This is a genomic window from Flavobacterium sp. (genome assembly GCF_043722275.1).
GTDB lineage: Bacteria > Bacteroidota > Bacteroidia > Flavobacteriales > Flavobacteriaceae > Flavobacterium.
In genome coordinates, this window is sequence record NZ_JAYSPC010000193.1 from 1 (window position 1) to 19,292 (window position 19,292).

The window sequence follows — 19,292 nt, forward strand, 5'->3', positions numbered from 1 at the left end:
TCTGTTTTATCCGCGTCAAAATTAGACGCTGATTTTACTGATTCGCTAAAGCGAAAACGCTGATAAAAACGGATTTTTCTAATTACTTTCTTGATTAAATTGTTAAGTAATTTTATAGATTTCCCCTTAATTTAATGACATTGCCCACAGGGACTAAACTTTACTTCAAATAAAAATTCGGGCAATTCACGGCAAACATTTCTCAACCATTTTAAACCTGACAATTATCAGGTTTTAAAATAATTTATTTTCCAACATTTGCTTTTATTTTAATTTAAAAACAAATGACAAAAAAGCCTTTACATACCTTTCATATTCCTGTAATGGGGCTCGCATATACAATCGACAGCCCAATAAGAGTGGCACAATATGGGATTTCATCTGTGGTTTCAATAGCCGATGATGATTTAATTGAAAAAATGCGTAATTTTTACAGCACAAAATTCAATTTACCATACGAAGAAATAACTCAAAAATTTCACGATTACAGAGCACAAAGAATTACTTCATATCTAAATTTAGTAGACAAAATTGTAAAAGAAAAGTTTGAGAATTTCAAAACTGAACTTATAGAAAGCAAAACTGCTGTAGAAAATTATATTGCGATGCTGCCTAATACTTCAGATATCAAAAAGGGTTTTCAAAATCTACTGGATGATGGAATTTCTTTTAAGGAAAACATTCAAAATTATATTGAGTCACATCTTTCTCCTGGATTAATTGATGTGAATATCATGACGAAACTGGACAAAGATAATTTTGATAAAAATGAACAATTACCAATCGAATTCAATGATGCTCATGCAGCTTTAAGAGGTTTTGCGAATAGTAATCTTGAATCTTCTGTTGTACTTTCTGCGGGAATGAATCCGAGATTATTTAGTTATTTTGAAAATTTTTCAGATTTTTTTCCGAATTTAAATAATGAACTAAAAAAGAAAATTACCTTAAAGGTAAGTGATTTTAGATCTGCAATGATTCAGGGAAATTTCCTTGCTAAAAAAGGATTATGGGTTTCTGAGTACAGAATTGAATCCGGATTAAATTGCGGCGGACATGCTTTTGCTACTGACGGACTTTTATTAGGTCCGATATTAGAAGAATTCAAAGAAAAAAAAGATCAGCTTATTCAATCTGCGCATGAGTTGATGACAAAAGTATTACAGCAAAAACAATTTCACACACCAAAAAGTCCTTTACCTCTAAAAATTACGGTTCAGGGCGGCGTAGGAACTGCTGAAGAACATGAGTTTTTGTTAGAAAATTACAAAGTTGATTCTGTAGGTTGGGGAACGCCATTTTTATTGGTTCCGGAAGCAACTTCGGTAGATAAAGCAACACGCGAATTATTGATAAATGCAAAAGAAGAGGATTTATATTTAAGTCATATTTCGCCATTAGGAGTTCCGTTTAACACTTTGAGAGGAACTACAAATGAAATTTTAAGACAAAAAAGAATAGATCAAAACAAAGCCGGAAGTTCTTGTCCGAAGAAATTCCTTGCTTTAAGCAAAGAATATGATCCACAAGGAATTTGCAGCGCTTCGAAAAAATTCCAGGATCATAAACTGGAGGAATTAGAAAACGTAAAAGAAACAATGTCAGTCAAAGCTTTTGAAAAAGCAAAATTTGATATTACCGAAAAATCATGCTTATGTGTTGGTTTAGCCAATGCTTCGTATTTAGAGAATGATATTAAAATAAAAGGTCAGGCACAAGGCGTAATAATCTGTCCTGGGCCAAATATGGCTTATTTTGACCAAGAAGTTTCTTTATCTGATATGTTGGGTCATATTTATGGAAATAATTCGGTTTTAAGAACGGAAAACAGACCGAACTTATTTGTAAAAGAATTAAAAATGTATGTTGATTATTTTAGAAATGAAATCGAAAATATTTCCGGTGATATTACCAATTCTCAGCTAAAAAAATGGAATACTTTTAAATCCAATATTTTTGAAGGAATTGAATATTATGACAACTTACTTTCGTCATCATTATATTTCAGAAATGATTTGAGCAAGATTAAAAAAGATTTCGATTTTTATAAATCAGAATTAGCAGAAATTAAGATTCCAAGTTTGGAATTAGTATAATTTAAGGAATGAAATAGTTTTTCTTTACGTGAGGTACTTGCGAAGATTCCTTGTTCCTCGGAATTGACAAATTGTTATAAAAAACAGGCTGCCCATACGGACAGCCTGTTTTTTTTATAATGATAGATTTAGTCTATTCTTTTTTCTTTTTACTATCGATGACAGCACCAGTTCCGGTTCCTAAAGCAGCACCGGCTAAACCACCAATAATGGCACCTTCGCCTTTTTTCTTACTCACAATTGCTCCAGTTGCAGCACCAACTCCAGCACCAATTACGGCACCTTTAGCAGTAGCGCTCCAGCCTTTTTTCTTTTTGGTAGTTGTGGTAGTTGCAGTTGAAGTTCCGTTAGCCTGTTGTTCATGTACTACGACAACTTTTTGGGATTCTACTTTTTGTTCCTCTTTCATCTTAGCCATTTCTGTCTTCATTGAATCAATAACTTTTTGTTTATCAATTTCAACTCTCATCGAATCAATGCTAGCTTGTTTTGCTTTATTAATATCCCCTTTTCCTTGATTTTGACAAGAAACGATAGATAAAGCAACTAATATAATACATAAGCTTTTCATGATTGTAGTTTTAAAAATTTATACTCTACAAATTAAAGAAGATATATATTAATGATGTTACATGATTTAGGAGAAAGGTTATAAAATTTGATGATTGTAATAAATTTGAACGCGGATTTAAAACGGATTTCCTTCAATTAGCTGAATGATTTTTTACACATATTTTCACAGATTTAAGCAGATTTTTTTAAATTGTATCTAAAAAACAATCCCGCAAAGACGCCACGTCGTTAAGTTTTTTCTCACTTTATGTCATTCGACGCAGGAGAAATCACACTAGAAGATCTACAAAGATTGGCGACATTCTTTACGGAATGTTAGTGTGATTTCTCCCTTCGGTCGAAATGACAAACAGCACTACTTGTCTAATTAAAAACTTTGCACCTCTAAGACTTGCGAGAGATTTTTTTTTACTTCCCTAAAATTCCTTTTTTCAGAATTTGTCCAAAATCATACATATCTTCATAAGAACAATACAACGGAACTGGCGCAAGACGAATTACATTAGGTTCTCTCCAATCTGTGATTACTCCGTTTTTCATTAAATAATCAAATAAGCTACGTCCTTCTCCATGTAAAAAAACTGATAATTGCGACGCTCTTTCTTCAGGATTTGAAGGTGTGATAATTTCGAAATTACCTTTTACTTCCTGATCAATTTCATGTAAAATAAATTCTAAGTAAGATGTAATTTTATCTCTTTTAGCAATTAAAGCATCCATTCCTATCTCAGCAAACATTTCAACCGAAGCTAAATAAGGCGCCAAAGAAAGTACGGGTAAATTACTAATCTGCCAGCCATCAGCTCCATGAACCGGATCAAAATTAGGTTCCATTTTAAAACGGCGTTCTTTGTTATGTCCCCACCAACCTGCAAATCTTGGTAAATCAGGATCATTATGATGTTTTTCGTGTACAAAACAACCTGAAGCATTTCCAGGTCCTGAATTCATATATTTATAACTGCACCACGCAGCAAAATCTACATTCCAATTATGAAGTTCAAGTTTGATGTTTCCGGCAGCATGTGCTAAATCCCATCCTACTTTTGCTCCTGCTTTTTGTCCGGCTTCGGTAATTGTTTTAATATCAAAAACTTGTCCGGTATAATAATTTACTCCACCTATTAAAACCAGAGCCAGTTCATCACCAACTTCTTTAATTTTTGCCAGAACATCTTCCAGACGAATATTGTGTTCGCCATCGCGACGTTTAATTTCTACAATTGCATCTTCTGTTTTATATCCATGAAAATGCACTTGACTTTGGAACATATATTGATCTGAAGGAAAAGCTTTTTCTTCACAAATAATTTTGTAACGTTTCCCTTTTGGCTGATAAAACGAAACCATTAATAAATGAAGATTTACGGTCAAAGTATTCATAACTGTAACTTCTGATGGTAAAGCACCAACAATTTTACTCAATGGTTCTGCAAATCTTTCCTGATAATCCCACCAGGGTTTTTCAGCATAAAAATGGCCTTCAACAGCAAGATCTGCCCAATCATTCATTACTTCATCAATATATGCTTTGGTACGTTTAGGCTGTAATCCCAATGAATTTCCTGTAAAATAAATTACTCGTTTGTCATTTACTTTCGGAAATATAAATTGATCCTGATATTGATTTAAGGTATCTTCTGCGTCAAGTTGTTTCGCAAATTCGCGTGTATTTTGAAAAGTCATTTTTTTTATTTTGAATCGTAAAAATAGGAAATGTTTTTTTTGTTTCAAGTTTCAGGTTTCAAGTTTAACGTTCTGCAAAACTTGAAACCTGAAACAAAAAAAACTTGAAACCAATTTTAAATAAAAAAACCCGTCATCACTGACAGGTTTTCCATATTTATTTCGCTTGACGAATTAGATGATTAACATCGCATCTCCGTAAGAATAGAATTTGTATTCTTCTTTGATTGCTTCTTCGTATGCTCTTTTCATTAAATCGTGCCCACAGAAAGCAGAAATCATCATTAATAATGTTGATTTTGGTGTGTGGAAATTTGTAATCATACAGTTTGCAATACTAAAATCATGAGGAGGGAAAATAAATTTATTTGTCCATCCTTCAAAAGGATTTAAAGTATTTTGAGATGAAACTGAACTTTCGATAGCACGCATCGAAGTTGTTCCAACAGCACAGATACGTTTTTTAGCAATTTTAGCTGCATTTACAATATCACAAGCTTCTTGTTTGATAATCAATTCCTCAGAATCCATTTTGTGTTTCGATAAATCTTCAACCTCAACTGGATTAAAAGTTCCTAAACCAACGTGTAATGTTACTTCAGCAAAGTTAATTCCTTTGATTTCTAATTTTTTCAAAAGGTGTTTTGAGAAATGTAAACCTGCAGTTGGTGCAGCTACAGCTCCTTCTTCTTTTGCATAAATAGTTTGGTATCTTTCAGCATCTTCAGGTGTTACTTCTCTACTGATGTATTTAGGAATTGGAGTTTCTCCAAGTTCTGTTAATTTATTTCTGAATTCTTCGTAAGAACCATCATATAAAAAACGTAAAGTTCTACCACGAGAAGTCGTGTTGTCGATTACCTCAGCAACTAACGAATCGTCGTCACCAAAATAAAGTTTATTACCAATTCTGATTTTACGAGCCGGATCAACTAAAACATCCCAAAGGCGTTGCTCTGAATTTAATTCTCTTAATAAGAAAACTTCAATTCTTGCTCCTGTTTTTTCTTTGTTTCCGTACAAACGTGCAGGGAAAACTTTAGTATTATTAAGAATCAAAACATCTCCGTCATCAAAATAGTTGATAACATCTTTGAACATTTTGTGCTCTATAGTTTGTTTTTGACGATCGATTACCATTAAACGAGATTCGTCTCTGTTTTCTGCTGGGAATTCCGCTAAAAGTTCTTTCGGTAAATTAAATTGAAAATGTGATAATTTCATTTGAGAAAGTTATGAGTTATAGATTTCGATCAGGATTATTTGAAGACCTGATTTTTAATCGTGTGCAAATATACGATTGTGAGATAGGCGTTGTCAAGTGTTTTGATGTTTATTTTTAAAAGTCGTTGATTTAGTGGCGTTTTAACAACATAAAAAAATGTTTTTTTACCATATAAGTAATATAAGTTCATTTAATTAGGATGCTGCAAAAAATTGTTGGTGTTTTTTATTTGGCTAAAGCCGAAAACTAAGACATTAAAAATACCTCCAGTTAAAACCGGAGGTTATTCAAATTAAGCACATTTTATTTAAACGAACTTATATTACTTATATGGTTTAAAAAATTCTATTATTTTTATTTGGCTAAAGCCGAAAATCTAAACATAAAAACCTCCAGTTAAAACTGGAGGCTATTCAAATTAAGCACATTTTATTTAAATGAACTTATATTACTTATATGGTTTAAAAAATTCTATTATTTTATTTGGCTAAAGCCGAAAATCTAAACATAAAAAAACCTCCAGTTAAAACTGGAGGTTATTCAAATTAAGCACATTTTATTTAAACGAACTTATATTACTTATATGGTTTAAAAAATCCTATTATTTTTATTTGGCTAAAGCCGAAAACTAAGACATTAAAAAAACCTCCAGTTAAAACTGGAGGCTATTCAAAGTAAGCACATTTATTTAAATGAACTTATATTACTTATATGGTTTAAAAAATCCTATTATTTTTATTTGGCTAAAGCCAAAAACTAAGACATTAAAAAAACCTCCAGTTAAAACTGGAGGCTATTCAAATTAAGCACATTTTATTTAAATGAACTTATATTACTTATATGGTTTAATTTTTACAATTCTGAAACTTGAAAATCTAAAGCTTTCAGGTCATTCCAAAAATCAGGATATGATTTAGAAACTACTTCAGCATTTTCAATAATAATTGGCACTTTTAACGCTAATGGAGCAAATGCCATTGCCATACGGTGATCGTTGTATGTAGCAATTTTTACATTATGATTGATGTTTTCTGATGCTGTCAAAGTCAAACTATCATTTGTAACCGAAATATTAGCTCCTAATTTCGTTAATTCAATTCTAAGCGCTTCAAGTCTGTCGGTTTCCTTGATTTTTAGAGTATGAAGACCCGTTAAATGACAGCCAATTCCTAAACCTAAACAAGTTACAACAATTGTCTGCGCAATATCCGGCGTATTATTTAGTTCAAAATTTATTGTTCCAAATTGAAAATTCTCTTGTTTAACCAATGTCATTTTATTGTCCTGAAAAGTAGTCTGAACTCCTAATTTCTCATAAAGCGATACTAATTCAGAATCTCCTTGTAAACTATTTTCTTTGTAACTGCTTAAAGTTATTGAAGCTGTATCGGCCAAAGCTACTAAACTAAAAAAGTAAGACGCTGAACTCCAATCAGATTCTACGACCATTTCTTTTGACGCAACTTCAGCTTTCGGATAAACTTTAATTACATTTCCTTCAAAACTAGTCTGAATATCTAAATCTTTAAGCAAAGCTAATGTCATTTTAATATATGGAATCGAAGTAATTTCTCCTTCTAAAGTAAGCTCTAAACCATTTTCTAACTTTGAAGCTACTAATAAAAGTGCCGAAATATATTGACTGCTTACATTTGCTGCCAAAGTTACTTTTGAAGCAGTTACTTTTTTTCCTTGGATTTTGATTGGCGGATAACCTTCTTCTTTTTCATAAGAGATTTCAACTCCTAATTGTCCTAAAGCTTCTACTAGAATCTTGATCGGACGTTCCTGCATTCTGCTTGAGCCTGTCATAATAACGTCACGACCTTCGTTTACAGCAAAATAAGCGGTTAAAAATCGCATTGCCGTTCCGGCGTGATGTATGTCTACAATTTCGTCATCGCCTAATAACGCTTTTTGCATTACCTCGCTATCATCAGAATTTGAAGTGTTTGCTAATGTAATATTGGGGAATAATGCTTTTAGTAACAATAAACGATTTGTTTCGCTTTTTGATCCTGTTACTGCAATTTGTCCTTGTAAATTATGTTGAGTTGTTTGAAGTAATAAATTCATTTTTAATTGTAAGTTGAAAATTATGAATTATGGTTAGAGACGTAATTCGCCACGCAATTTACCACTCCCCATTCATAATTCAAAATTCAAAACTCATAATTCAAAACTTATGAGTGATATTTCACAATTATTTCAATTTATCATTGTTTTTATGACGATCCTTATCGCGAATTGATTTCAAATCCATTTTTTTATCAAAAGCAGTTTGTAAATCAATTCCGGTTTGGTTAGCCAGACATAAAACTACAAAAACAACATCGGCTAATTCTTCGCCTAAATCTTTGTTTTTATCGCTTTCTTTTTCGGATTGTTCTCCATATCTGCGGGCAATTATTCTGGCCACTTCCCCTACTTCTTCTGTAAGTTGTGCCATATTTGTAAGCTCGTTAAAATAGCGAACACCGTGTTCTTTTATCCAGGTATCTACATCAAGTTGGGCATTTTTCAAGTCCATAAGTTATATTTTTTTTAGAACAATTTTTTCGTTTTGACTCGCGATCATTTTCTGAAAAATATTTTTTAATCCTTCATATTGATCAGCTGCAAAAATACTATTGTTAATTTCTTTTGAACTACTTATTTGAATTTTGTTTCCTTCGTTTGATATATTTAACAGATAAACAATTTCTTTATTTTCGGACACAATCCTAACAGGCGTCGGCAATGATTCTACTATATAGCCTTCAGGAATTTCTAAGTTTACGTTTATTTTTTCCTGAGTTGGATATCCAAAATAAACCGGCATTTGTCTTGTTTCCTGATTAAAAGGATTTTTAGATCTTGTAAAAAACAACAATGGATTTATGAAAATCTTGCCCCCTATAATGTCCACACGGTTTTCTGAAATTAAACTAAATGTTTCTATTACCGGATCTTGAAAATTCGTTTTCTTATTCTCAATTGTATAATTGGAAATTTTTAAATCTCCCATTTGCTCTTCTAATTTTTCGAGATAATTTTCCTGAGCTTTATTCGCATTTTCGATTCTAAAGAGATAAGCATTGTAATCTGTTCTTTGAATTTTGATTTTACCTTCTATTTTACCCAGATCATCAATTTTCACCAGCAAAGTCGAAGCTTCTTTTGATATTTTAATAGGAACTAAATTAATTTCTGTCGAAGTTCCATCATTCTTAATTAATCTGCCTTTCCAGTTTAAAATGTTTAATGGCAAAATTCCTGGATAGGTAAATTTATGAGATGCATCTAACAAAATTTGTTTTCCGTCAATTTCAGCGGCTGCAATTACATAATTAAAACCGGTTCTTGTGGGATAAACCGGTACTCCATTTTCGATCGTACTTACTAAAACCGGATTTACGTCAATGCCTCCCAATTTTAACATATTGATTAAAATAAAATTGATCTCGGCTGTATTTCCCAATTGATCGGCGTATGCTTTTTTTACACCTTTATCTGTGAAACAATCATTTACTTCGTTCCAGTTCATTTTACTTTGAACGAATTTGAAAATGATATTTAATCTTTCATTTTGAGATTCAACATTTGTTAGCAACCGTTTTACATCATCTAATAAAAAGCTTTTTTCACTGAGTTCTTTTCCAAAATTTTCACTTTTAAAAATATTGGTAGCAACGCCTTCCCAGGTCATCGCATAATCTTTCACCGGCTGATCCGGATATCTAACTCTTTCTAATTCATGATGAATAGATCCTGTATAATTTTGGATATTATCTACAAACGGCTCATTTGTTAATGCCGGAATATCTTTTCCTTTATAAAAAGCACTAATTTGCTTGTATGATATTGACTTGGTCATATTATGCTCATCCGTAAAAGACTGATTTGCATTAGTGAATTTTGATTCAGCTTCAATTTTATGACTTCCAGTTAAAATAGGCTTATAAATATAGTATTCCGGAATATCTGTCTTGTATTCAAAGTAGCTAACGGGAATATCAAATTGAAAATCAAAATCAGGTAATTTTACAATGTTCTCTGATTTTAGAATATATCTGTATTCTATAATAGAACCTACTTTGACATTAGGCAATGTTATTGTTTTTTCGTTCCAGAATTTATTTACTTTTTTCTTGAAAGTTCCTTGATTATCGAGTTTTGTTTTTACAATTGATTCGTTTTCCAGATTGTATGTAACTGCATTTGAAAACTCTAATCGATCCTCATTCAGCGATTCATAACCAATATAGAAACGCACTTTTTGATCTGCCCATTTTAATCCTTCTTTTTTATAAATTTTAATCTTAAATTCATAAACGTGATTGGCATAAAAGCCTTTGTCTTTATCGTAAGTGAAATAGGTTCTGGCTTTTTTAAATAAAATTGTAGCCGGAGCGGTTGTATCTTTTGGATTTGATTTTTCTTTTAATTCAGTAATAGTTACTTTTCCCAGTTCATAATTTTGGGCTTTGGCATTTGAAATTCCCAGAAATAAAAAAATAACTATTACTAAGTTTTGAAACTTCATATTATATTCTTTTTAATACAATTTTTTCGGTTTCTTTTGCAATCATGCCTTTATAGTATTCCTTAAGCATTTCATATTTTTCTGTTGTAACAATTGCTTCATTAATCTGATGCTGAATACTAATTTGTAACTTATTATCATTTGCAACAATATTAAACTTAAAGCTTCCTAAATTATCCTCCATATTAATTACAACCGGTGCCGGTAGTGTTTCAGCAATAAATCCATCAGGTATTGTAAGTGTAATATTGTATTTGTCAGAAAATGGAAATCCAAAATCTACCGGATATTCCCTAACTTCCTGTTTAAACGGATTTTTTTCATTTGTAAAAAACAACATCGGACTTACGTATATTTTTCCTCCTATTATTTCGCATAAATTATTACCTGCAAACGAATATGTTTCCATCATAGGCAATAAAATTTCTTTTTCGTTTGTTCTTAAATAATCGCTTATTTCAATTTTACTATTTTGATTTTCTAATTTCTCTAAATATTCTTCCTCTTTTAAGTCGCTAATATTCTCTCTGGTAATTAATGCATTGTAATCTGTACTTTGTCTTCTGGTTTTTCCTTTTACGTTACCTTCTGCATCAATACTGTAACTCAAAAATACAATATCATTTGAAGCTTTTTTAGGCATTAAATCAACTTCTTCAGAACTTCCGTCTTTTCTAATTAATCTTCCTGACCAGTTTAAAGCTCTGAGTGGTAAAATATTTGGAGTTGAAAATTTATCCGAAGCATCTAATAAAATATTTCCGTTTGGAGTTTCAACCGCAGCAATCACGTAGTTAAAAGCATTTCTGTTAGGGAAAATCGCAATTCCATTAGAACGTGTACTTACTAAAACCGGATTTGCCGTTAAGCCTGCATAACGTAACATTGCGGTTAGCATTAAATTAATATCAGCAATATTTCCTGTTTTTTCTTTGTATGCTTTTTTAACACCATTGTCACAACTATATCCTGCGTAATCATTCCATTTTACATTGGTTTTTACATGATTTAAAATAGCTAGTATTTTTTCATCGCTTGTAGTTTTCCCTTCGAGCAATTTTTTTAAATCTTCTTCAAAATAACCTGTTTTGTTTAATTCAGGACCAAAATCATCGTAATCATAAATTGTTTTTACTACCGAATTCCAATCTGTGGAATACATTTTCATTTTCGAACTTGGAGATTTCGTCATCGAAAGTTCATGCTGAATACTTGAGGTATAATTATCAATATTATTCACAAAAGCTTCATCTTTTATAGCAGGAAAATCTACAGCCAAATAAGTGGTCTGCGTTTCCATATAATCTAATTTACTTGTGGAAAAAATAGTTTTAGAATGTCCACCTTCACTTCTTTCCTTATTTGTGAAAGTAATGGATTTCGGATTTTTTTGAGAGGTAACTTTAGGGAAAATATATCCTTTTTGTCTTGAATTAAAAACATAATATTCCGGAACATAAGTTGAAAACTCAGAATAATTTACCGGAATACTGCTTTGAAAATCCCACTTTCTAATCCCTGTGTCACTAGGACTTCTAACGAGATAACTAAATTCAATAACAGAACCTTCCTTAACATTAGGCATTGTTATTTTTTTCTGGCTTCTTAATTTATTTACTATTTCATCAAAAGTACCATCACTTTTCAATTTTGTTTTTTCGATTTTACCATTTACTAAATTATAAGTCACCGCATCATCAAAACTCACTTTTTCCTTAAAGCCATTCTGATTATAATACCATACACTTCGATTTGCCCAATTATACCCTTCTTTTTTATAAATCTTAATTCTGGTTTCTACTTCTGTCAAAGTAATAAAACCATCATTTAGATCGTACTCAATTCTGGTCCTCCCTCTTGTATACAATATCGCAGCTACTGCCGATGAATCTTTAGGATGTACCTTTTGCTCTAATTCGGCAATTGATACTTTTCCTAATTTAAATTCCTGCGCTGTTACTTTTGATATAAAAAGCAAAAACATTAAAAGACTTAAAGGTTTAATAAATTTCATGTACTTGGTTATTGTTTAATTCTTGATTAATATGATTTTGGCATTATCGTTTCTTGAAATCTGTTCCATAAAAAGGCGATATTCATCATACTCTTTATTAGAATATTTCCCTTTATTTAAAAGCATCGATCGTTTATAGGTAAGTTTATTATTTTCTTTCTTAATGATTTCCGTTTTATATTCTCCAAACTTTCCTTTCAACTCAAAATTTGAAGGCAAAAATTCGATCGTAAATCCCGTTGGCAAATTAATTTCGATTTCATCTGAATCTAAATAACCTCGCTGAATTTGAAATGGATTTTTTCTGTTTCTGATTCTTTTTATATTAACCGAACTCTGATTGAAAGCATCAACGGTAAAAATCATCTTATTGGCTGCAATATTTCCGTAATCAATTGCGCTTATTTGTGCTTCTTCGGTAAAACGAATATTATCCTTATCGTTAGTAAAAGTTATTTTTCCGAGTTTTAAATTATTGATATTGTTCCAATAATTTTTGTAATGTGATTCTTTTTCTGTTGGCTGTAACTTTTCAACTCTTTCTCTTATTCCATATTGCGAACCTTCAGAAAGAATATTTATTTTACCCGAAAAAAATCCATTTTCATCTATCGCGAAACTTCCTTTACTATATTGTTTATTTTCTATTGGATCATAAATTTTTGTTCTTATTATTTCTCCGCCATCAGGTTTAATTACGATGACTTTTCTATTATCAGTGAAATTTGCCTGATATCCAAAAGGATCACTTTGACTTGTACATTCTAAAAAAACATATTTATCCTTGTCGGGAACACATAAAATGGCGTGATTTCCTTGTATTGAAAAGAAATCCTCATCGATATCCATTAAATCTGAATCACCATATAATTCAGTATAATAAGACGGGACTCCAACTGCATCTAATAATGCTCTTGTATAATTAGAAAGTGCCTTACAATCACCATAACCTAATCTGTCCACATCTCCGGCCAACATAGGTTTCCAACCACCAATTCCTACTTGAATGCTTACATATCTGGATTTTTCCTGCATAAATTGATAAACAATTTTTGCTTTTTTTATAGGATCTGTCTCATTGCCTACAACAGCTTTTATTTTAGCTATTGTTTCTGCGGATAATACTGTAGTTCCTGTTAAAATTTTATCAGAAAACCACTTCCCATATTCCTTCCAATCCTTTGCGTTGCCGTCAACACCTTCTAAGTTAAAATATTCTAAACTCATTACCACTTTTGGATATAAATCTCTAAAGGCAGGACTATAATCTTCGGGTTTTTGCGCTAAAATATTAGTTGTTACATAGGAAAGCTTAGTATCTGTATCTGAAGTTTTCTTTATATTAAATACAGAAAATTGAGATTCTTTTTTCCTAAATCCAAGTTTATTAGGGTATGTAACATTCAGGACACTTTTTTCAATACTTAAAAAGTAACCTGACAAAGGAAACCATGCCGGAATAAATGCTGTTGTTGAAGTTTGAATTTCGCAATTAAAAATTACGCTGAACGGGTATGAAATTGGAGTATAATCTAAATACAAATAACGGTTATCCGAAAAAAGAGTGCTTCCGCTTGCCGAACTTTCATCTATAAAATCTTTGCGTTTTATTTTTTTAATTTCCTTACCGGAAGCATCGTAAATTATTGCTTCGATATTTTTTACGGTAGTTCTTTTATCATAATACTGATATGCATCGATTTCCCTTAAACCTTTTTCATTTATAACAGTTACAATGCGCTGAGTTTTCATGCTCATCTCTCTTTGCGAAACAATATTAATATCCAATTGATTCAAACGAACAACCGCATTGGCATTTTCGATAAGACTATCTGAAATTGGTGTAAAAACAAATTCGCTCTTTTGAGCAGAAGAAATAAAGGTAAGGAAGAAAAAAAACAGCGCAAAAAAGTGCTTTTTCATTAGTAAGTAATTTCGTCAAATATATATTATTTTTAGAAATTTTTAACATTTGTCTAATAAAATTTTAATCTCTGTTTTTACTGTCTATTAATATTGTTACAGGTCCGTCATTCAGCAAATTAACTTTCATATCTGCGCCAAAAATTCCGGTTTGAATTTTCTTGCCGAATTCCTTTTCCAGAGAATTAACAAAATTCTCATACATTGGGATCGCAAATTCCGGTTTTGAAGCTTTTAAGTACGAAGGGCGATTTCCTTTTTTTGTAGAAGCATGAAGTGTAAATTGACTTACTACAATAATATCGCCATCAATATCCTGAACAGAACAATTCATAACATCATTTTCATCACCAAAAATTCTCATTTTGATGATTTTACCAACCAACCAATCAATATCTTCGTGAGTATCTAAATCTTCAATTCCTACCAAAATCAATAAACCTTTTTGAATATCAGCAACTTTTTGATTGTCAATCGTTACTGATGCTTGAGAAACTCTTTGAAGAACTACTTTCATGTTAATGGTTAATTATGAATTGTAAATTGTTAATTGTTAATTATTCTGACGATTATTGTTTGAGAAATTATTCTGGCAATTAAATTTGATCAGGCAAGCTTTGTAATCAATAATTAACAATTAACCATCAACAATTATTCAATTACTTTCTCAGTTCATCGCTTGCTTTTCGATCTTCATCATAATTATCTGTACGATAATTTTCGTCATCACCTTCAAGGATTTTCAGGTAACTATTATAACGTGACCACGCAATCTCGTCTCTTTCTAAAGCAACTTTAATGGCGCAATGTGGTTCTTCTTTATGCAGGCAATTGTTAAACTTGCATTGATCTTTTAGTTTGAAGAATTCCGGAAAATATCCGCTGATTTCTTCTTTTTCCATATCAACGATTCCAAAACCTTTAATTCCTGGTGTGTCGATGATTTTTGCATCAAAAGACAAATCATACATTTCTGCAAAAGTAGTTGTGTGCTGACCTTGTTTACTGGCTTCAGAAATGGTTTTGGTTTTAAGATGTAAAGAAGGCTCCATGGCGTTTACCAAAGTCGATTTTCCAACACCCGAATGCCCGGAAAACATACTTACCTTACCAATCATCATTTCTTTTAATTCGTCAATACCCTTCATTTCTGTCGAAGAAACGCGAAGACATTTATACCCAATTTGCTGATACACATATTGCATATACAATTGATCGTCTAAAGTAGGTTCATCAAAAGTATCTATTTTATTAAAAACCAAAATCGTTTCAATATTATAAGCTTCGGCAGTTACTAAAAAGCGATCTATAAAATTGAATGTCGTTGGCGGATTATTAATCGTAATCAATAAAAATACGCGATCAATATTCGATGCGATAATATGCATTTGATGCGACAAATTAACGGATTTACGAACGATGTAATTTTTTCTTTCGTGAATATTAAAAATCGTTCCCGTTACAGTATCCGAAGTTTCTTCAAGTTCATAATCTACAATATCACCTACAGCAATAGGATTAGTACTCTTAATACCTTTCATCCTAAACTTCCCTTTCATACGGCATTCTATAAAATCGCCTTTTTCAGATTTTACAGTGTACCAACTTCCTGTAGATTTATATACGAGTCCTGTCATTCTTTAATTTTAGATTTTAGTCCCGATCCCGAAGCTTCGGGACGGGATAGATTTAAACTGTAAATCTTTGCAAAGATAAATTAATAATTTTAACCATATAAGTTATATAAGAGAATATAAATAAGCCTGAATATTTAGATTCTGTTTATGATAGTTAATAAAACAAAAAATCTCCACGTTTCAACGAAACATGGAGATTTAATAGAGAATTGCCAAAAGTGATATAATAAAACCTAAATTCAATGTAAACAAAAACTTAAATTTACTTATATCACTTATATGGTTTAAAAAATATTACGAGTTGATTACCTTTTCCTGATGACCAATACTTTCCTGGTGAATTGCTTTGAACATTTTCAAAACAAACTCTTCAGTAAGACCTTTTTTCTCCCCTTCAAGAATCATTTTTCCTAAAATTTCATTCCAACGATTATTTTGAAGAATCGCTACGTTTGCATCTTTTTTCACCTGACCAATTTCGTCAGCAACTTTCATACGTTTTCCTAATAACTCTAATAAGTTAGCATCAAGAACGTCGATGTTAGCTCTTAGTTTAGTCATTTTTTGAGTGTACTGATCTGTAGTATCATCCGTTTTTCTAATTGTCAAATCTTTAATGATTTGTTTCAAAGCATCCGGAGTAACTTGTTGAGCAGCATCAGACCAGGCATTGTCCGGATCGTAATGCGTTTCGATAATCATACCATCGTAATTCAAATCTAAAGCCTCTTGAGTTACTTCAAAAATCATTTTACGATCTCCGGTAATGTGAGATGGATCGATGATTAAAGGTAAATCAGGGAATTTATTTTGCAATTCGATAGCAATTTGCCATTCCGGAATGTTTCTGTATTTTGTTTTCTCGTAAGTAGAGAATCCTCTGTGAATAACTCCTAATTTCTCGATTCCAGCCATATGTAAACGCTCAACACCACCTAACCATAAAGCTAAATCAGGGTTTACAGGGTTTTTAACCAAAACGATTTTATCAGTTCCTTTCAAAGTATCAGCAATTTCCTGAACCGCAAAAGGGTTTGCAGTTGTACGAGCACCAACCCATAAAACGTCGATATCATGCTCTAAAGCCAACTTACAATGCGCTGCAGTTGCAACTTCAGTTCCCATTAATAAACCAGTTTCTTTTTTAGCTTTTTGCAGCCATTTTAAACCAATTTCTCCAACTCCTTCAAATCCTCCCGGACGCGTTCTTGGTTTCCAGATTCCAGCTCTGAATACACTAACTTTTGAATCTTTCAATTCATGCGCAATTTTCAATACCTGATCTTCCGTTTCTGCACTACATGGTCCTGCTATCACAAGTGGGTGATTTAAATTGAAATCATCTAACCACTTTCTCATTTGTTTATTATTTTCCATCTTAATTTTTAGTTTATTTTTATTTTTTAATTGTTAATCCGTTTAATATCTCCCTGATTTTATTCGTGCTTTCCATTTCTTCAAAAATGGCGTCGTAATTTTCTTCTTTCAACAAATCCCTAAACCGACTCAGATTTGAGATGTATTCTTCTAACGTTTCAATAACGTGTTCCTTGTTTTGCTTAAAAATTGGTGTCCACATTGCGGGTGAACTTTTTGCCAAACGAACCGTACTTTCAAATCCACTTCCCGCCATATCAAAAATATCCTGTTCGTCTTTTTCCTTATTCATTACGGTTTTCCCCAACATAAACGAACTGATGTGCGACAAATGTGAAACGTAAGCAATATGTTTGTCGTGCGAAATTGGGTCCATATATCGAATTCTCATTCCTATTTCGCTAAAAAGCTTTAACGCCTTTTCCTGCAATTTGAAAGTGGTTTTTTCCACCTCACAAATAATGTTTGTTTTCCCCTGAAACAAACCTTTTATCGCCGCCGAAGGTCCTGAGAACTCCGTTCCTGCAATTGGATGTGTTGCAATAAAATTTCTTCTTTTCGGGTGACTGGCAACAGCATCACAAATTGGCTTTTTAGTCGAACCTACTTCAAAAACAATTGTTTGATCTCCAACCAAATCCAGCACTTTAGGCAAAACTACCAGCGCCACATCAACAGGAACCGAAACAATTACAAAATCAGCTTCCGCCAAATCTTCAAAACTTCCCGCCTTATCGATAACGCCAAGATCAATCGCTTCCTGCAAGTGTTTTTCGTTATTGTCAATTCCAAAAATAGTAGCGTCAGGATGTTTTTCTTTGATGTCCAGCACCATCGAACCGCCTATTAACCCTATTCCTATTACGTATACTTTCATATTTATTTTTATTAGAAGCTATTTCCTGCTATCCGTTTCAATCTTTTTTTCGGTAAAAACCTCAAAAAAGGATTTCCACTTCTATCAGGGCTAGGGCTTCTCGTTTTTCCAAGAACTTTTGATTAATACCTACAAGGTTTCGAAAACCTTGCAGGAAATCTAAAATTTAAAACCTGTCTATCGCTTCTTGTACTTTTTCTTCTTTTACACACAACGAAAACCTAATATATCCTTCACCATTACTTCCGAAAATAGTTCCCGGAGTGATAAAAATATGTTTCTCGTATAATATTTCGTCAATGAACTTTTCTGATGATTTAATTCCTTCCGGCAATTTTGCCCAAACAAAAAGGCCAACACCTTCTTTATAAACTTCGCAGCCTAATTTTTCTGCTAATTTTTCTGTTAGTTCACGACGGCGTCTGTAAATTTTGTTTTGGTCTTCAAACCAGGATTTATCACAATTCAAAGCTGCAATTGCACCTTTCTGAATTCCATAGAACATTCCGCTGTCCATGTTGCTTTTTACTTTTAGGACAGCATCGATAATTTCAGGATTTCCTAAAACCATTCCAACTCTCCAACCTGCCATATTGAATGTTTTACTAAGTGAATTTAATTCTAAAGCCACATCTTTCGCACCTTCAACCTGTAATAAACTCATTGGGTTATCATTCAAAACAAAACTATACGGATTATCGTTAACCAATAATATGTTGTGTTTTTTAGCAAAAGCAACCAATTTTTCAAATAATGCCAAACTTCCTCTCGCTCCTGTTGGCATGTGCGGATAACCCAGCCACATAATTTTTACTTTCGAAAGATCCAGTTTTTCCAATGCTTCAAAATCCGGTTCCCATGCATTTGCTTCTTTCAGATCATAATAAACCGGAACCGCCCCAACCAAATTAGTTACCGAAGTATACGTTGGATAACCCGGATTCGGAATCAAAACGTGATCGCCTTCATTTAAAAAGGCTAACGAAATATGCATAATTCCTTCTTTCGAACCCATCAAAGGCAAAATCTCATTATTCGGATTCAACTCAACACCAAACTGATTCTGATAAAAATCTGCCATCCCTTTTCTCAATTCCGGTAATCCCTGATAGCTCTGATAACCATGTCCGTTTTCATCCAGAATTGCTGCAGCAACTGCTTCAATTACTGCTTTGGACGGACTCAAATCAGGGCTTCCAATTCCCATATTGATGATCGATTTTCCTTCAGATTGTAGTTGACGAACTTCTCTCAATTTTGATGAGAAATAGTATTCTTCAACTGTATCTAATCTTTTTGCTGTTGTAATCATGATTTTTATTTATATTTTGCTTTGGGTTTTAGGCCGTAAGCTTTATG

General features: G+C 32.3%; 14 protein-coding genes. 1 reads left to right on the plus strand and 13 read right to left on the minus strand.

What is annotated here, in order from left to right:
- The first annotated feature begins 284 nt into the window (after positions 1–284).
- A complete protein-coding gene (locus ACHZDT_RS22185; protein ID WP_394776879.1) occupies positions 285–2,096 on the plus strand; it encodes a hypothetical protein in 1,812 nt (603 codons plus the stop codon).
- 133 nt (positions 2,097–2,229) lie between these two features.
- On the opposite strand, the gene ACHZDT_RS22190 is transcribed toward ACHZDT_RS22185, so the two are convergent.
- From ACHZDT_RS22190 to ACHZDT_RS22250, 13 genes are all read right to left on the minus strand, one after another.
- Positions 2,230–2,667, minus strand: coding sequence for a YMGG-like glycine zipper-containing protein (locus ACHZDT_RS22190; RefSeq protein ID WP_394776880.1), 438 nt, complete (start codon positions 2,665–2,667; stop codon positions 2,230–2,232).
- A gap of 410 nt (positions 2,668–3,077) precedes the next feature.
- Positions 3,078–4,355, minus strand: coding sequence for a kynureninase (kynU, locus tag ACHZDT_RS22195; RefSeq protein ID WP_394776881.1), 1,278 nt, complete (start codon positions 4,353–4,355; stop codon positions 3,078–3,080).
- A gap of 174 nt (positions 4,356–4,529) precedes the next feature.
- Complete coding sequence (queA, locus tag ACHZDT_RS22200) at positions 4,530–5,579, minus strand: tRNA preQ1(34) S-adenosylmethionine ribosyltransferase-isomerase QueA (protein ID WP_394776882.1); 1,050 nt, start codon at positions 5,577–5,579, stop codon at positions 4,530–4,532.
- An 853-nt stretch (positions 5,580–6,432) separates the two neighbouring features.
- The gene (locus tag ACHZDT_RS22205; protein WP_394776883.1) at positions 6,433–7,656 is read right to left on the minus strand and encodes a 3-phosphoshikimate 1-carboxyvinyltransferase; all 1,224 of its coding nucleotides are present in this window, start codon (positions 7,654–7,656) and stop codon (positions 6,433–6,435) included.
- Between the two features lie 127 nt (positions 7,657–7,783).
- Complete coding sequence (locus ACHZDT_RS22210) at positions 7,784–8,110, minus strand: nucleotide pyrophosphohydrolase (protein WP_394776884.1); 327 nt, start codon at positions 8,108–8,110, stop codon at positions 7,784–7,786.
- A 3-nt stretch (positions 8,111–8,113) separates the two neighbouring features.
- Positions 8,114–10,105, minus strand: a complete 1,992-nt coding sequence (locus tag ACHZDT_RS22215) for a DUF3857 domain-containing protein (protein ID WP_394776885.1) — start codon at positions 10,103–10,105, stop codon at positions 8,114–8,116.
- A gap of 1 nt (position 10,106) precedes the next feature.
- Positions 10,107–12,119 carry a transglutaminase domain-containing protein gene (locus tag ACHZDT_RS22220; protein WP_394776886.1) on the minus strand — a complete coding sequence of 671 codons (2,013 nt, stop codon included), beginning with the start codon at positions 12,117–12,119 and terminating at the stop codon, positions 10,107–10,109.
- 15 nt (positions 12,120–12,134) lie between these two features.
- Complete coding sequence (locus ACHZDT_RS22225) at positions 12,135–14,042, minus strand: DUF3857 domain-containing protein (RefSeq protein ID WP_394776887.1); 1,908 nt, start codon at positions 14,040–14,042, stop codon at positions 12,135–12,137.
- 64 nt (positions 14,043–14,106) lie between these two features.
- Positions 14,107–14,559: a D-aminoacyl-tRNA deacylase gene (gene dtd, locus ACHZDT_RS22230; protein WP_394776888.1), complete on the minus strand. Its 453-nt coding sequence runs from the start codon at positions 14,557–14,559 to the stop codon at positions 14,107–14,109.
- A gap of 142 nt (positions 14,560–14,701) precedes the next feature.
- A complete protein-coding gene (gene rsgA / locus ACHZDT_RS22235; RefSeq protein ID WP_394776889.1) occupies positions 14,702–15,679 on the minus strand; it encodes a ribosome small subunit-dependent GTPase A in 978 nt (325 codons plus the stop codon).
- A 294-nt stretch (positions 15,680–15,973) separates the two neighbouring features.
- Positions 15,974–17,056: a chorismate mutase gene (locus tag ACHZDT_RS22240; RefSeq protein ID WP_394776890.1), complete on the minus strand. Its 1,083-nt coding sequence runs from the start codon at positions 17,054–17,056 to the stop codon at positions 15,974–15,976.
- Positions 17,057–17,075: 19 nt separating this feature from the next.
- A complete protein-coding gene (locus ACHZDT_RS22245) occupies positions 17,076–17,933 on the minus strand; it encodes a prephenate dehydrogenase (RefSeq protein WP_394776891.1) in 858 nt (285 codons plus the stop codon).
- 166 nt (positions 17,934–18,099) lie between these two features.
- Positions 18,100–19,245 (minus strand): pyridoxal phosphate-dependent aminotransferase, encoded by a 1,146-nt coding sequence (locus tag ACHZDT_RS22250; RefSeq protein WP_394776892.1) that lies wholly within the window; start codon positions 19,243–19,245, stop codon positions 18,100–18,102.
- Positions 19,246–19,292 lie beyond the last annotated feature (47 nt).

Coding starts and splice junctions, on each gene's coding strand:
- ACHZDT_RS22190 (WP_394776880.1), bottom strand. CDS start 2,667: ATGAAAAGCTTATGTATTATATTAGTTGCTTTATCTATCGTTTCTTGT.
- kynU (WP_394776881.1), bottom strand. CDS start 4,355: ATGACTTTTCAAAATACACGCGAATTTGCGAAACAACTTGACGCAGAA.
- ACHZDT_RS22215 (WP_394776885.1), bottom strand. CDS start 10,105: ATGAAGTTTCAAAACTTAGTAATAGTTATTTTTTTATTTCTGGGAATT.
- ACHZDT_RS22185 (WP_394776879.1), top strand. CDS start 285: ATGACAAAAAAGCCTTTACATACCTTTCATATTCCTGTAATGGGGCTC.
- ACHZDT_RS22220 (WP_394776886.1), bottom strand. CDS start 12,119: ATGAAATTTATTAAACCTTTAAGTCTTTTAATGTTTTTGCTTTTTATA.
- ACHZDT_RS22205 (WP_394776883.1), bottom strand. CDS start 7,656: ATGAATTTATTACTTCAAACAACTCAACATAATTTACAAGGACAAATT.
- dtd (WP_394776888.1), bottom strand. CDS start 14,559: ATGAAAGTAGTTCTTCAAAGAGTTTCTCAAGCATCAGTAACGATTGAC.
- ACHZDT_RS22210 (WP_394776884.1), bottom strand. CDS start 8,110: ATGGACTTGAAAAATGCCCAACTTGATGTAGATACCTGGATAAAAGAA.
- ACHZDT_RS22245 (WP_394776891.1), bottom strand. CDS start 17,933: ATGAAAGTATACGTAATAGGAATAGGGTTAATAGGCGGTTCGATGGTG.
- rsgA (WP_394776889.1), bottom strand. CDS start 15,679: ATGACAGGACTCGTATATAAATCTACAGGAAGTTGGTACACTGTAAAA.
- queA (WP_394776882.1), bottom strand. CDS start 5,579: ATGAAATTATCACATTTTCAATTTAATTTACCGAAAGAACTTTTAGCG.
- ACHZDT_RS22225 (WP_394776887.1), bottom strand. CDS start 14,042: ATGAAAAAGCACTTTTTTGCGCTGTTTTTTTTCTTCCTTACCTTTATT.
- ACHZDT_RS22250 (WP_394776892.1), bottom strand. CDS start 19,245: ATGATTACAACAGCAAAAAGATTAGATACAGTTGAAGAATACTATTTC.
- ACHZDT_RS22240 (WP_394776890.1), bottom strand. CDS start 17,056: ATGGAAAATAATAAACAAATGAGAAAGTGGTTAGATGATTTCAATTTA.